Annotated in this window: 14 protein-coding genes; 2 read left to right on the top strand and 12 right to left on the bottom strand. The window is 43.4% G+C overall.

Going from position 1 to position 13,475, the window contains the following annotated elements:
* Positions 1-372 precede the first annotated feature (372 nt).
* Together V3S16_RS07340 and V3S16_RS07335 are read left to right on the top strand one after the other, a co-directional pair.
* On the top strand, positions 373-567 hold the full coding sequence (locus V3S16_RS07340; protein ID WP_413884022.1) for a hypothetical protein: 195 nt from the start codon (positions 373-375) through the stop codon (positions 565-567).
* Positions 568-585: 18 nt separating this feature from the next.
* Positions 586-921, top strand: a complete 336-nt coding sequence (locus tag V3S16_RS07335; protein WP_413884021.1) for a hypothetical protein — start codon at positions 586-588, stop codon at positions 919-921.
* A 140-nt stretch (positions 922-1,061) separates the two neighbouring features.
* Here the strand turns inward: V3S16_RS07335 and V3S16_RS07330 are convergent, their stop codons facing one another.
* From V3S16_RS07330 to V3S16_RS07275, 12 genes are all read right to left on the bottom strand, one after another.
* Entirely contained in the window at positions 1,062-1,664 is a 603-nt protein-coding gene (locus V3S16_RS07330) for a MotE family protein (protein ID WP_413884020.1), read from the bottom strand.
* Positions 1,661-2,104 (bottom strand): flagellar export protein FliJ, encoded by a 444-nt coding sequence (fliJ, locus tag V3S16_RS07325; RefSeq protein WP_413884019.1) that lies wholly within the window; start codon positions 2,102-2,104, stop codon positions 1,661-1,663. Before fliJ ends, V3S16_RS07330 begins: the two co-directional genes overlap by 4 nt.
* Positions 2,105-2,455: 351 nt before the next feature.
* On the bottom strand, positions 2,456-3,781 hold the full coding sequence (locus V3S16_RS07320) for a FliI/YscN family ATPase (protein WP_413884023.1): 1,326 nt from the start codon (positions 3,779-3,781) through the stop codon (positions 2,456-2,458).
* Positions 3,774-4,454 carry a FliH/SctL family protein gene (locus tag V3S16_RS07315; protein WP_413884018.1) on the bottom strand — a complete coding sequence of 227 codons (681 nt, stop codon included), beginning with the start codon at positions 4,452-4,454 and terminating at the stop codon, positions 3,774-3,776. The genes V3S16_RS07320 and V3S16_RS07315 overlap by 8 nt, the downstream gene beginning before the upstream one ends.
* Positions 4,455-4,588: 134 nt before the next feature.
* Positions 4,589-5,605 carry a flagellar motor switch protein FliG gene (fliG, locus tag V3S16_RS07310; protein WP_413884017.1) on the bottom strand — a complete coding sequence of 339 codons (1,017 nt, stop codon included), beginning with the start codon at positions 5,603-5,605 and terminating at the stop codon, positions 4,589-4,591.
* Positions 5,605-7,185, bottom strand: coding sequence for a flagellar basal-body MS-ring/collar protein FliF (gene fliF, locus V3S16_RS07305; protein WP_413884016.1), 1,581 nt, complete (start codon positions 7,183-7,185; stop codon positions 5,605-5,607). Before fliF ends, fliG begins: the two co-directional genes overlap by 1 nt.
* A 193-nt stretch (positions 7,186-7,378) precedes the next feature.
* The gene (fliE, locus tag V3S16_RS07300) at positions 7,379-7,669 is read right to left on the bottom strand and encodes a flagellar hook-basal body complex protein FliE (protein ID WP_413884015.1); all 291 of its coding nucleotides are present in this window, start codon (positions 7,667-7,669) and stop codon (positions 7,379-7,381) included.
* A gap of 3 nt (positions 7,670-7,672) precedes the next feature.
* Positions 7,673-8,098, bottom strand: coding sequence for a flagellar basal body rod protein FlgC (gene flgC, locus V3S16_RS07295; RefSeq protein WP_413884014.1), 426 nt, complete (start codon positions 8,096-8,098; stop codon positions 7,673-7,675).
* Between the two features lies 1 nt (position 8,099).
* Positions 8,100-8,507, bottom strand: a complete 408-nt coding sequence (gene flgB, locus V3S16_RS07290; RefSeq protein ID WP_413884013.1) for a flagellar basal body rod protein FlgB — start codon at positions 8,505-8,507, stop codon at positions 8,100-8,102.
* A gap of 322 nt (positions 8,508-8,829) precedes the next feature.
* Positions 8,830-10,200 (bottom strand): sigma-54-dependent transcriptional regulator, encoded by a 1,371-nt coding sequence (locus tag V3S16_RS07285; protein WP_413884012.1) that lies wholly within the window; start codon positions 10,198-10,200, stop codon positions 8,830-8,832.
* A complete protein-coding gene (locus tag V3S16_RS07280) occupies positions 10,176-12,932 on the bottom strand; it encodes a tetratricopeptide repeat protein (protein ID WP_413884011.1) in 2,757 nt (918 codons plus the stop codon). The genes V3S16_RS07285 and V3S16_RS07280 overlap by 25 nt, the downstream gene beginning before the upstream one ends.
* Positions 12,933-13,205: 273 nt before the next feature.
* Positions 13,206-13,475 (bottom strand): hypothetical protein (locus tag V3S16_RS07275; protein ID WP_413884010.1); only part of this gene is annotated, 270 nt, incomplete at its 5' end.

The following is a 13,475-nucleotide window of genomic DNA, read 5'->3' as shown; positions in this document are numbered from 1 at the left end:
GCAGTGTTTAAGGATTTCAAAATGCCGGCAAAAAGATCACCACGGCCGTGGGCTGATTTTAAGCCCTGGCCGTGATTTGCTGTTTTTTGATTTGCTACCGAAGAAATTAGTTTCAAGATCATCGCGTTCATGATTTTTCTTAGACCTTTACTTTCTTTTCTTAAAGATTTGTTCAATATATTAGCAAACAGCGTACCAAAATACCGGCGATACATATTTTGCTAACAAATACAGGAAATTAAAAATGGTACCGATATAATCTGAAAAAATATCTAAGGCATAAAGGTAATAATTTGCCTGAACATTAAAGGCTGAGCGGAAAATTTTGCCTACTTGGGTTGCAAAACTCGATTTATGAGATATAATAATAAAATGAAGGTGACGACCAAGCTCGATACTGTCTGGCCGCTGATGGTGGTCAACCCGCCTAAGGCAAAGACGCTTGAGAAAGACTTGACCTCCGGCTTCCCTTCCCAAAATCAACCGGATACGGTAACCCTTGATAAGGTCATAGAACGCAGAGCCGCCCCCCCTGAAAAGGGAACATTCATAGACCTTTATATTTGATGAATTAGAGGTAAGACAATGCAAAAGCTTAGACGAAAGCTGGGAGTTTTGCTGGCAGGAGCTGTGCTTGGTTTGATCCTGTGTATGCCGGGTCTGGTATCTGCCCAGGATGAAGGCAATAAGTATCAGATTCCTGAAGGCGTGTATATTAAATTGACCAAAGATTTCTATGAAGCTTTAAAGAATGAAGGCTCCGGGGGCGCCAAGGTCTATACCAATGATCCCTCGGATGAATATTTAAAGCAGATCGCCATTTCCACTAAATTTATGGTTGAAACCAACCTGGAAATTTTAAAACAACAGGAGAGCATGAACCAAATGCTTAATTCCCTCCTAAAAAGCAGGAAGAAATAGAGGTAACCGTTCACAGGTTCTAGGTTCCCCGTTCAAAGGTTCAACGTTATAGGTTCTACGTTCCGGGTTAACCTTTGAACCCTGAACCCTGAACCCCTGAACCCTGAACCCCTGAACCTCTGAACGCCTGCAAATAGAGTTTACTCCCTTTTCACAAGCCCTTCACTGAGTGCAGCGGCTTTCCCGGTATCCACATAGGAAAGTATTTTCCCAACGGCGTCTCCTTTCATCTTGGCAAGCAGTTCAACCGCCAGGTTTTTATCCAGTTTTTCAATCAAAACCGCTGCACTCTGCGGTTTCATGGCGGAATAAATTTTTATAAGGTGTTTCAGTTTCTTGGCCTCAACCGCCTTTTTGCCGGCTATTTCCGATCTGATTTCATTCCTTAACTGCCTGAGCTTTTCAATTTTATTGTTTAGCTCTTTCTGAATGGCAACAAGTTCAGCCTTCTTTTGAGCAAGTCTCTTTTCTTCTGCTGCCAGAGCGGCCTTTTTGGTATTAAGCAATTTCGGGTCGAGTTTATCTCCTTGGCCAGATTGAGCATCCTCTTGGGCCGCCTCTTTTGAATCTTCTTGAATCTCGGCAGCGATAGCATAGGTTTCCATAAATATCGAACCTAAACCGACCTGATATAGTAAAACGGAACCCAATATAAATTTTACCGCAATCAAGAAGGTCAGTAAAATCTGTGTCGACAGCTTCATGCGCTTAAAGATTGAAAGAATCTGTGTCGGCAGCTTCATATCTTTACCTCCCTCCCAATTAGAACAATTTCATCTAAAGTTTTTTGTTCCGCTCTTATCGAGGTCTCTTTGTACTTTTTATGCTGCATCTCCTTTAGCATCTCTAAAGCCTTTTTCTTTATCGATTTCTTTTTTAAAACCGCCTTTTTAGCCATTACCTTTTTTTCCCCCTCTGTAAGGTTGATATGGGCGCTTTTAAGACCATCATCCAGCCCTTGCAGGAAAGCTTGATAGATTTGATACCTGGCGACATCTATCCCTTTAACACCTTCATCCAAACATTCAGCGGCGGTCGCAACTTTTTTTTGGGACAAATTTTCAATTTGCTCTTCTATTCTTTTACACTCATTGCGGGCAACCGACAGATCTATCTGCGCCCTTTTCATCAGATAACCTCTGTAATCAAGTATTTTATCAAGCCGAAAAGTAAATGGCTTCATAGTTTATTTCGCCCTTTTAAGCTTTTGCAGTTTCAGGGTTCAAAGGTTCAACGTTCCGGGTTCTGCGTTCTGCGTTCCGGGTTAACCTCTGAACCCCGTTGTCCGTTGTCCGTTGTCTGCTGACCTCTAACCTCTCCGACACCCGAACAGACTGAACATCGAACATCGAACGTCCAACGTTGAACATCGAATAATGATGTCGCTCCGCTCTGCAATTTAATTTCATTTGTCCTTTTTCTTTCATTCACCATTCGATGTTGAACGTTCGATGTTCGATGTTCATCTTTTTCAGCCCTCTGAACCCTGAACCTTTGAACCCTGAACCCTGAACCCTGAACGATTACTTCCCTTTTAATTGAACAGTGCTTTCAAAGCTTCGACACTCTCTTTAAAGCTTATATTTTGATGAATATCCTGTTGCAGAAAAGTATTAATCTTGCCGATCATCCCTTTGGCATAATCTATCTGGGGATCGCTGCCGTCCACATATGCGCCTATATTAATCAAATCCTCAACCTCTCTATAAGTGGCTAAGACTTTAATCAGCTCTCTGGCTTTAGCAAGATGTTCGTTATCAACTATATCGTTCATAACCCTGCTGATACTGGCCATAATATCTACAGCGGGATAATGTCCCCTGTGGGCCAGGTCCCGGGATAAAACGATATGCCCGTCAACGGTCGATCGAACGGCATCTGCAATCGGTTCATTCATATCGTCGCCTTCAACAAGAACATTATATATCCCGGTAATGCTCCCTCTCTCTTCAACTGTTCCGGCTCTTTCCAGCAGTTTCGGTATCTGGATAAAAACGCTCGGGGTATAGCCTTTGGCCGAAGGGGGCTCTCCGGCAGCCAAGCCAACTTCCCTCATTGACATAGCAAACCTGGTGATAGAATCCATGATGAGCATAACATCCAGACCTTTATCCCTGAAATACTCCGCCAGAGTTGTCGCCAGATGGGCTCCTCTTATCCTGACCAGAGCGGGTGAATCGGATGTAGCTACAACAACGACAGATTTTTGCAGCCCTTTTTCACCCAAGTTCCTTTCGACAAATTCTCTGACTTCACGGCCGCGTTCGCCGATGAGTGCAATCACGCTCACATCGGCGGATGTGTTCCTGACTATCATGCCCATTAAAACACTTTTACCGACTCCTGATCCGGACATGATAGCAATGCGCTGGCCCTTTCCTACCGTATGCAAGGCATTAATAGAACATACCCCGACATCCAGGATGTCCCGGATAATCTCTCTTTTTAAAGGATTTTGAATATTGCCGTAAATTGGATATTCCTTTTGCGATCTTATCATCCCTTTGTTATCTATGGGCCGGCCCAGGCCGTCGACGACACGGCCTAAATATGCATCTCCCACGGGAACAGCCGGTTTTTTGCTTATATCGACAATCCGGCTGCCAGGCTCGATCCCTCTCATTTCACCAAAGGGCATAACGATAACTCTCTGGTCGCTAAACCCGATCACTTCAGCCTGAATATTTTGACCGTCGGAATTTTTGATGGAGCAGAGGCTCCCGACACTCAATCCGGGGCCATTGGCTTCGGCAACAATTCCGGCAACCTTGACAATCTTGCCTTCTAATTTGAAAGGCTGGCACGAAGTTAAGATCTCCAGATATTTATCCCACTTGCTGTTTTGCTCAAGTTCAATCATGTGCAATTAAGTTTTCCTCCAGGCTTTGGCGAATCTTTTCCAATTGGGCCTCAACCCTGGCATCCACATCACCACCGGGCGTCTCTAAAAAACAGCCGCCCCTGGAAATCGATTGATCGGAACTGACCATAATCGATTTAACCTCGTTGAATTTCGTAAAAATATCCGGTCTCAATTTTTCGACAATATCGTAATCCTCCGGGTTGACTCTAATAACAATTTTGCTCTTTTGAACCGATAGCTTCAGGGCATTGAGAATAGTATCTTTTACAGTACTTTCATCAAATTTTATCTGCTGATGAACAATTTTTCCGGCAATGGCAAAGATAAGATCTAAAATCTCATTTTCATACTGTTTGATAATTTCATCCTTTAGAGGGATCGACTCCATAAACAGGCTTTCTATTTTCTCAACGAATTTTGCGGCTTTTTTCTCACCCAGTTCAAGGCCGTCTCTTTCACCCTGAGCAAATCCTTTTTCATATCCCTCCTGCTCCAGCAGACTTGCCTTTCCTTGAGCGTCTTTTATGCTATTTTCATGGGCAATTCCCGTTTTTTGATTGTCGCTGCCGCCCGCAATGGGGATAAACTCCGGATCAATTCCGGTTTCCGGACAAAGAGGCTCAAAGGTGTCGCTTTTGTGTGCCCCCTGATCGTGAATTTGCTCATTCATTTTTTGTAACCGTCCATAGGTTCAGGGTTCAGGGTTCAGGGTTCAGGGGTTCAGGGGTTCAGAGGTTCAGAGGTTCAGGGTTCAGAGGTTCAAAGGTTAACCCGGAACGTTGAACCCAGAACGTTGAACCTCTGTTAAACAAAGACATCCTCCTTGCCTTTAGTCAGAACGATCCTACCCTCTGCTTCAAGTCGCTTGGCTGTTTTTATAAGTTCCTGCTGGGCCTCTTCAACCTCACTCAGCTTAATCGGCCCCATAACCTCCATATCCTCACGGAGCATTTCCGCGGCCCGCTCAGATAAATTGCTAAATATCTTCTCTTTCATCTCCTCTGTGGCCGTTCGCAAAGCTTTTATCAGCATCTGATTATCAACATTCTGCAAAATATCTCGGAAATTTTTACTATCAAGCTGCAAAAGGTCTTCAAAGACAAACATTTTTTGTCTAATCATCGCTGCCAGCTCACTGTCCTCATTTTCTATGTGGCTCAGCACTATTTCTTCAGTTTTTCCATCAACCTCATTTAAGATATCGGCCAGTTTCTCTATACCATCAAATTTCCGCGTTGCTGTGCCAATTTTTGAAAGATCCCTTCTGATTATCTCATCAAGCTCGCTAATAATTTCCTGATCGACCTGACCGATTTGCAATAACCTGAAAGTAATATCAGTCATAAATTCCTCCGGAAATAATGCTATTACTTCCGCAGCCTTTTCGCTCGGAAGATAAGAAAGGACTAAAGCAACCGTTTGAGGATGTTCTCCTTGAATTATACTGACCAGATTCTCTGATGATATATAGGCCAAATCACTGAATGGAACCGTTTTGCTCTTGCTGCCTATGACCTGGAACACCTCTCGGGCGGCATCTTTATCTAATGTTTTACTGACGACCTGCTTTAAAAAATCTTCTCCGGAAAGGACCAGGTTGGCACTGCTGTCAAAATTTTGAAGAAAATCATCCATAACTTTTTTAGACGCCTCAGCAGAAATATAATTGATCTCCGACATATACTTTCCGATCTTTTTTATGCTGGACTCTTCCAGTCCTTTGAAAAACTTCATAGTGTATTCTTCACCCATTGTGAGCAAAAAGATCGCCGCTTTTTGAGGACCGCTCAATTTTTCAGAATTTGGTTTGCCGGGTGCCATTAGTCGTTTTCACCTATCCACCCTTTAAGAAGTTGTTGCGCTTTCTCGTCACTGTCTCTGGTTATTTTCCTAACTCTTTCCATTTGTCCCCGGCTGCTTGTATCAGTAATCTGCTCTTGGTCTCCCGTATCTCTTGACAGTTGCGCAGTCTTGATACTGATATCTTCGGCGAGGTTCTTCATACTCTGCATCAAAGGCCTGATTACTAAGACAAAAAGTGTGACCGCCAGCAAAAGATTGATGATTGTTTTTTTATAGACCAGCACCTGTTTTAGTATACCTAATTTGCTGCTTTCAACCTCTGCCGGCAGATCTTCAAAACGCGTACCCGAATCCGCAAATGAAATCGAACTTACCGTAATCTGATCTTCCCTGTCCTCATTATATCCCATGGCTTTTTTGACTATTTCCTCGAATTTTTTCAATTGCTCTGCACTTCTGGCGACATAGGTCCTTTGCATTGTGCCATCTTGTTGCTTTTCTGTTTTGTATGTCCCGTCTATTACTGCCGCCACCGAAAGACGTATAATTCTTCCCGCCGGTTTTATAATTGTTCTGGTAATTTTATTGATTTCATAATTGATGGCAACATCTTTTTTCATCATACCGTTCCGGGTTCCGCCTGCAGCCGGCACAACCCCTCGTCTCTGATTGACCATTTCCTGTTCGGTCTGGCCGCCTTTTCCGCCGAACTGTTCCGATTCTTCTATGTTCCTTGTACTTCTGACTGCTGTTGTCGAGGGATCATACTCCTCCTGGTTTAAAGTGATTTTATTAAAATCAATCTCAGCGTTGACCCTTACTATCGCCCGGCCGGCACCGGCTATTCCTTCCAGCATGGTTTGAACATTCTCTTTGATTGTATTTTCAACATTCCTTTTATATTCCAGCTGTGCATTGCTCAAAAGCGAAGACGCTGCACCTGCGCCTTGGCCCTTAAAGATCAGCCTCCCTTTTGTGTCTACAACTGTAACCTGGTTTACCTCCAGCCCTTCAACCGCGCTGGCAACCAAATGCACAATGGCGGCCAGCTTGCTCGCCGGCAAGCTTGATCGCAGATCAAGCTGGATTGAGGCCGAAGCCGGCTTTTCATCTTCGACAAAAAGTGACGCTTTAGGAACGACGATAAATACTCTGGAACTACTTACCTCATCAAACTGGTTTATTGTTCGGGCCAGCTCCCCTTGCAAAGCCCTCTTGTAATTCAGCTCCTGGACAAATTTAGTAGTGCTAAAATCACTTTTATCAAATATTTCGTAACCTACATTACCTCTTCTCGGCAGACCATCGCCGGCTAAGGAAAGGCGCAGTTCGTAGACCTTTTCCGCCGGAACCATTATTATTGTTCCGTTGGCCTCAACTTGATATGGGATGTTGCGCTCCTTGAGTTTTGTGACAATCTCACCCCCTTCCTCAGGAGAAAGATTGTTATACAGAACCTGGTAATCTTCCTGATTCCCCAGGTAAAATATACCCGCAAACCCGGCCCCCAGCAGAACAATGATAAAGACCATGCTGATCTTTTTAGAAAGGGGCAGTGCCTTTAAAAGGTTGGAAAATTGACTGATTGAATCACTCATGCTTAAATCTTCCCTTATTTTCCGCTTTTAATCGATGAATTTGTAAGAACTCGAATTCATTGTGTTTGGTTTTTAGTGCTTTGTATTTTGTTTGAAATATATAATATAATGGTATTGCAGCTTGTTAGGTAGCCAAACATAAACACAAAATACTCTCATAAAAAGGTCGTTTTTCTGACTTTTTATGAGACCGTTAAAATTGCATATGTATTATTTCTTTGTAGGCCTCGACAGCCTTGTTTCTGATTGCAAGCAAAAGGCGCATGGATATATCCGCCTTTTGCAGGGCTATCATGGTTTCATGGATATCGGCCTTTCCTTGTAAAAGATCCATAATCGATTTATCAGCCGCTTTATCCATTCTGTCGACCCGGTCGATGGCCCCTTTTATCACTTTGCCAAATTCCGTCGTGCTGGCCTGTTTTTGGTTTTCATTCAGATGAATGGGGGTTTGTCGCAAATTTCCAATCCTTAGATCACTCATAATCTATCTCCCTATTTCAAGTGCTTTCATGATCATCTGTCTGGCGGTCTTGATGGCCGCAATATTGGCCTCAAACGCCCTTTTGGCCATCATCATATTCGTAGTTTCCACAATAAGCTCGACATTCGGTTTAAGCAGGTATCCGTCCTTATCCGCATCGGGATGGCTGGGATTAAAGACCTTTTTAAAAGGACTTTTATCTTCGACAATCTGCTCGATCTGAACTCCTTCAATTTGCCTGCCCAAAATATTCCGGAAACTACCAGCCATCGACTTTGACCTCATTACTACCATCTTTCTGCGGTAAGGCCCGCCCTTATCTGTCCGGGTTGTCTCAAGATTAGCAAGATTGCTGGCAATAATATCCATCCGTTTTCTCTGAGCATAAAGCCCCGAGGCACTTGTCTCCAGAGGTATCAAAAAATCCATGTTAGCGCCCTCCCTGGCTGATAACTTCTCTCAGTATGGCCATTTTTCTTAAAAGAACCTCAACGCCAGTTCTGTATATTAAATTGTTTTGGGTCAGCTTCGTCATTTCCCTGTCGATATTGAGCCAGTTATAGCCGTTCCATTCGCCCTTTTCCTCAATAACTTCAATCCCGGCGGCAGCGCTCCGCTTAAAATCGATATGCCCGGGATTTGTCCTTGCCAAATCAAGTTCCTGCCCTGATTCCAGCACCCGGTTCAAAGCGGCCTTAAAGTCGATATCTTTGGGCCTGTATCCGGGCGTATCTAAGTTGCTGATATTGCTTGCTACAACAGCATGCCTTTTTTGACTTATGCTGATTGTGCGCTCAAGGGCTTGAAATGTTTTACTAAAGGATAATTTATCCGGCATCCTGTTCTCCTTCTTCAATAATATTAATGTAGGTCTTCACAGGTTCAGAGTTCCCCGTTCAAAGGTTCAACGTTCTGGGTTCTGCGTTCTGCGTTAACCTCTGAACCTTGAACCCGAATAATCAATAATCAATTGTTAATTATTAATCATTATTTCCTGAACCTTTGAACCCGACTCGGCTGAGCTCGTCGCAGGCTGAACCCCTGAACCCTGAACGGTCACATATTTTTCAAGCTCCCTGCAGACCACCCGCGGCAGGCCAAATATTCAAATCGACGAAAAAGGAGCTTTGTTTATACTTAAAGCAATTTGCATGCCTTTTTTATCGCTCTGCCATCTTTTTTTTGTATTCATTGAGCTTATTTCTCAGTGTCCGCACACTTATACCTAAAATATCGGCTGCATGGGTTCTGTTTCCATTTGTCTGGTCAAGAGCGCGGAAAATTACATTTCTCTCCACCTCTTTTAAAGGCAATGCCGGTATAGAGGAATATCCCGGTTCTTCAGCCGGTCCGCGGCCCCCAATTAAAAAAAGGCTTTCCGGATCTATTAGATCCCCTTTGCACATGAGAACCGCTCTTTCGATTATATTTTCAAACTCTCTGACATTCCCTCTCCATGGCATCTGCATCAGTGACGCCATAGCCTCTTCCGTCAAACCTTTGACAGACCTTTTATCCATTTTACAGTACTTTTCGATAAAATATTCCGCCAGCAGCGGGATGTCATCTTTGCGCGCACTCAATGGCGGCAGATGGAGCGGTATAACATTCAAACGATAATACAGGTCTTCTCTGAATTTCCCCTCCTTAATCTGTTCTTCGATATTTCCGTTGGTTGTGGCAATAAATCTGACATCCACCGGGACCGGGCTCATACCGCCGACCCTGTCAACCTCCCTTTCCTGCAACACCCTTAATAGTTTGGATTGCAGTTGATAATCCATCTCGCTGATCTCATCCAAAAGCAAGGTGCCCTTATCAGCCATTTCAAACTTACCTTTTTTCCTTGAAATTGCGCCGGTGAAGGCACCCTTTTCGTGACCGAACAGCTCGCTTTCAAGCAAGCTCTCCGGCAGCGCCGCACAGTTGACAGCAACAAAGGCATTGCCCTTCCGGGGACTGTAATGATGTATATATCTGGCAAATATTTCTTTTCCTGTGCCCGACTCTCCCTGAATAAAAATGGATGCTCTGCTGTCGGCTACATCTCTGGCCATCTGCAGCAGCCGCTTCATCTCCTTATTTTTTGTGATTACTCTAAATTTTTCGTCAGACCCCCCTTTATCCGCAGCCCCCCAACCGTTAGATACCTGCGAAATAATGATTTCTACCATTTTGAGCGTCAACGGCTTTATTAAAAAATCAGCTGCGCCCAGCTTCATGGCCTCTACCGCTTCTTTGACCCCGGCCTTTTCTGAAACAAGAATGACGGGCAGGGATGCTTTGACCTCCTTTATCTGTCTTAAGAGACCCAGCCCGTTGACCCGAGGCAAATTAAGCTCAGTTATAACAAGGTCGTAGTGGCCCCTGACGACCTCTTCAAAGGCCGATCGGCCGTTGTCTGCGGTTACAACCTCGAAACCCGACTCCATAAAAACCTTATATATACAACTTGCTTGATTGCTGGTGTCATGGTCAGCGAATAATAGCTTTTTTCTTTTCATCTCTAAATTTTTTCTCTTTTTTTCCATTCCTCTCTCATTCTGTTAATTTCCCAATTAAAATCAATCTCTTCCATCCTCTCTTTGGCAAGATTGCTCCAGAATGGATCATTGAGGTCTGAAATCTCTTGGTAGAGGGCCAGAAAATCTTTCTTTTTATTTAATAATCGATATCCTTGGGCGACCTTAAGCATCAGTGAAATTTTATCTGCTTTTTCTTTTGTCATCGCTATGGCCTGGTTAAAGAGATTAATGGCCTTTTCAGTATCACCGAGATTGAAATATAAATCTCCTATCTCCTGATAGACATGGTAATCGGCAGAGCTGCAAAGGCTTTTTAAGCTATCTACCCGCTTAGCTGTCTCTTTGGCCTTTGCAATGGAATTGTCCCCCGCAAGCGCCTGAGCCTTGCCAAGTAAAATGTTTAGCTTTTCGCATCTGATTGCAGGATATTTCAAAGCTGCGGAAAACATCTTGGCTGCCGGTGGGTATCTCTTTTGCTTCAATAAAATGCTCCCTTTCAACCGGTAAGCATGGGAAACGTTTTTGTCGGAGGGGTAATTTTCTATCAAAAGACTAAACCTTTTCAAAGCGCTTTCGTACTTTTCTCGGTTATATAATTGCCGGCCTAACAAAAAGAGAAGATCAGCAGGTTTTTCTTCGTCGGCTAAGAGGGGATCGGCCCGGGCAAACATTTCTGTGCCCATATCCTCAAAATTTTGATGTACCAAGGCTCTGGCAACGCTGATAAATAGCTCAGGAGCGTTTACCGTCGAAATCAGCTCCTTTTCACTCATGTAAAAATTAATGATACTGCTATATTTTTTTTCTTTCATTTCTTCTTTAAAAAACCCACCGGTCGTCATCACAAATGCATGTTCGCCCTCTTTTATCAGGTTTGACTCGGGATATTCCTCAAACAACTTCTTCAAGTATTCGATGCTTTTTTTGTACTTTTTTTCCTTCTGATAGATAATTGAAAGTTTGAGCAGGGCCAGCTGTGTCAAAGGATTTACATCTTTTTTGTCAAGCGGATTGTTAATAATCTCTTTGTAAAATTCCGCGGCTAAAGCGACATCCTCATCTAATATATTAACAGGTGGAACGATTTCCCTTTGTACTGCTAAGGGATTTTCTTCTTGTTGTTCCGCCAGTCGAATTTTACTGATGACAGACCCTTCCGTTCCCGGATAGCGCCTAAGAACCAATCGATAAAATCTTTCAGCCTCCTCAACCAGACCATCATTTTGATAGGCATCTCCAATCTGGGTAAGAATCAAATGGGTCATTTTTTGATCAGGGTGGCTGTTATAAAATCTTAGCAGATTTTCTCTGGATCTTTTATAATCTTCAAGCTGAAAACTGTTGTAGCCAAGGTATAGTGAAATAACCGGGTACTGATAAATATGCCGGGGATTAGATCTTAGGAGTTCGGAAAGAATATCAAGCGATTTTCGAAACTTATTCATTTCATAGAGTATTTTGGCTATTAATATTTTTGCCTCGGTTTTTACGGGTATATCTGGAAATCTGGATACGGTATCTTCTAATACACCCGAAATGGATAAGGCCTCCTTTTTCCTTTTGGTCAGAAGCATAATTTTAGCCTTTTGCATTAAAGCTCTGGCCGCCAGGATGGAACCTTTAGCCTTTTTTATAACCAAGTTATAATAGGCCAATGATTCATAGTAGTTTTCGGTTTCAAAAAGCAAATTCCCAATTCCAAGAAAGGCTTCCGGCACATATTCGGATACCGGGAATTTAAAACTGGCATCTTCATAATGGTTTTTAATCTCAGCAAAATGGTCTAAAATAGATTTTGAATAATATTGCTCATATGCTTTTGCTAAAAGAAAATATGCTCTCTCTGAATACCTTCCGCCCGGATATGTTTTAATAAGATTAGCTAAATTTTCGATGGCTCCTGACCAGTTCTGAGCCTCGTATGCATTAATGCTTTCAATCAGAAATGCAGTATCATTCTGCCCGTCATCAGGTACAATTTGGGTTAATTTGCTTCCATAATAAATATCTTTAAGACCGTCTGTTTCCGAATGTTTGCGAATTGGAGGAACAGGTCGTCTTGCCTGTTCAGGATCTTTAACCTCCTCATCCGGCGCCGGCGGCTGTGCGGGGCCGAGTTTCTCTGCCGCCTGATTCGCGTTGCTTGCTAATACCGCATTTTGCTGATCTTGGCCGGTTTTTATATTTTCAAGCTGCTCTAACACTTTTATTTCTCTGCCGCCCTCAGCACTCTGCACCTCGACGGAGTCGTCCTCAGCACTCTGCACCTCGACGGAGTCGTCCTCAATTGATTCCGTTAGCTCTTTGGCGTTAAGAAAGATAGTCAGCTCATTGTCGACAGACTCGATTGCAAAGGTGGGCATAGCAACACTTTGTATGTCCAATACTATCCTGATTTTTTTCAGATGATGCCCAACCCTTAAACCCTTTAAATTGGAACTCTCTACGGCAACGTTAATGGTTTCAAGCGGCTCGGCGGCACAAAAAATATCAATGGTAATCCTGGGCGGAAAATCCTGGGTTTTAGTCACATAGGCAGGAATCTTGCCATTTCCCAGAACATTTACAGTTGTCCCCCATGTGGATGCATGCGTGGCAATTGAAACGATCCTGCTTATAACCTTCTTATTTGACATTGAAACATAGGGTTGTGGCACGGCATACATATTATTGGGGAGCACAAGCAAAATAAAAGCTGACAACAGCGCTAACAGCGATCTTTTAAACCCGTGTTTCATACCGCTTTATTACAGCAATTATTATGCCAAGGGCTAAAGCTGGGAGTCTTGTTGGAAAAGAGATGCTGGAACGACAAACAATATGCGGATTTATTCTATATTATCAAAAGGTTAAACTTGAAGAAACGTATGCCTGGCAGGGACAAACAATGCTGCACAAGGAGGGGTGACGTGTCAGTGACCGTCATTTTTTTGACATTCTTAGGGCTCGCTCAAAAATAACTTCACATTTTAATGCGCCGATCCATCCCGCCTGACTGCGTTGCTCGTCGGTTAAATAGCCAGGCTATTCGCCCTCCTCGCGCCTTGCCAGGCGGGCGCCTCGACTCTTGAAAATGTAAATTTATTTCTTCGCGAACCTAAGGGCTCGCGCAAAAATAACTTCACATTTTTACATCTCAGCTTCAGCCCATCTTTGGCTGATACCTCACTCGCAAAATCCGCGAAATAGCCAGCTATTCCTGTGGTTTTGCTCTCTCGGATCAGCCAAACCTGAACCAAATCTGAGCGCCAATTCTGCGAAGTTATTTTTGCGCGAACCCT

Origin of the sequence: Candidatus Desulfatibia sp. (genome assembly GCF_036446775.1) — a bacterium.
In the GTDB taxonomy this organism is placed as follows: Bacteria; Desulfobacterota; Desulfobacteria; order Desulfobacterales; family UBA11574; genus Desulfatibia_A.
The sequence above is the reverse complement of the archived record's forward strand: the minus strand, read 5'-3'. Positions and strand labels throughout refer to the sequence as shown.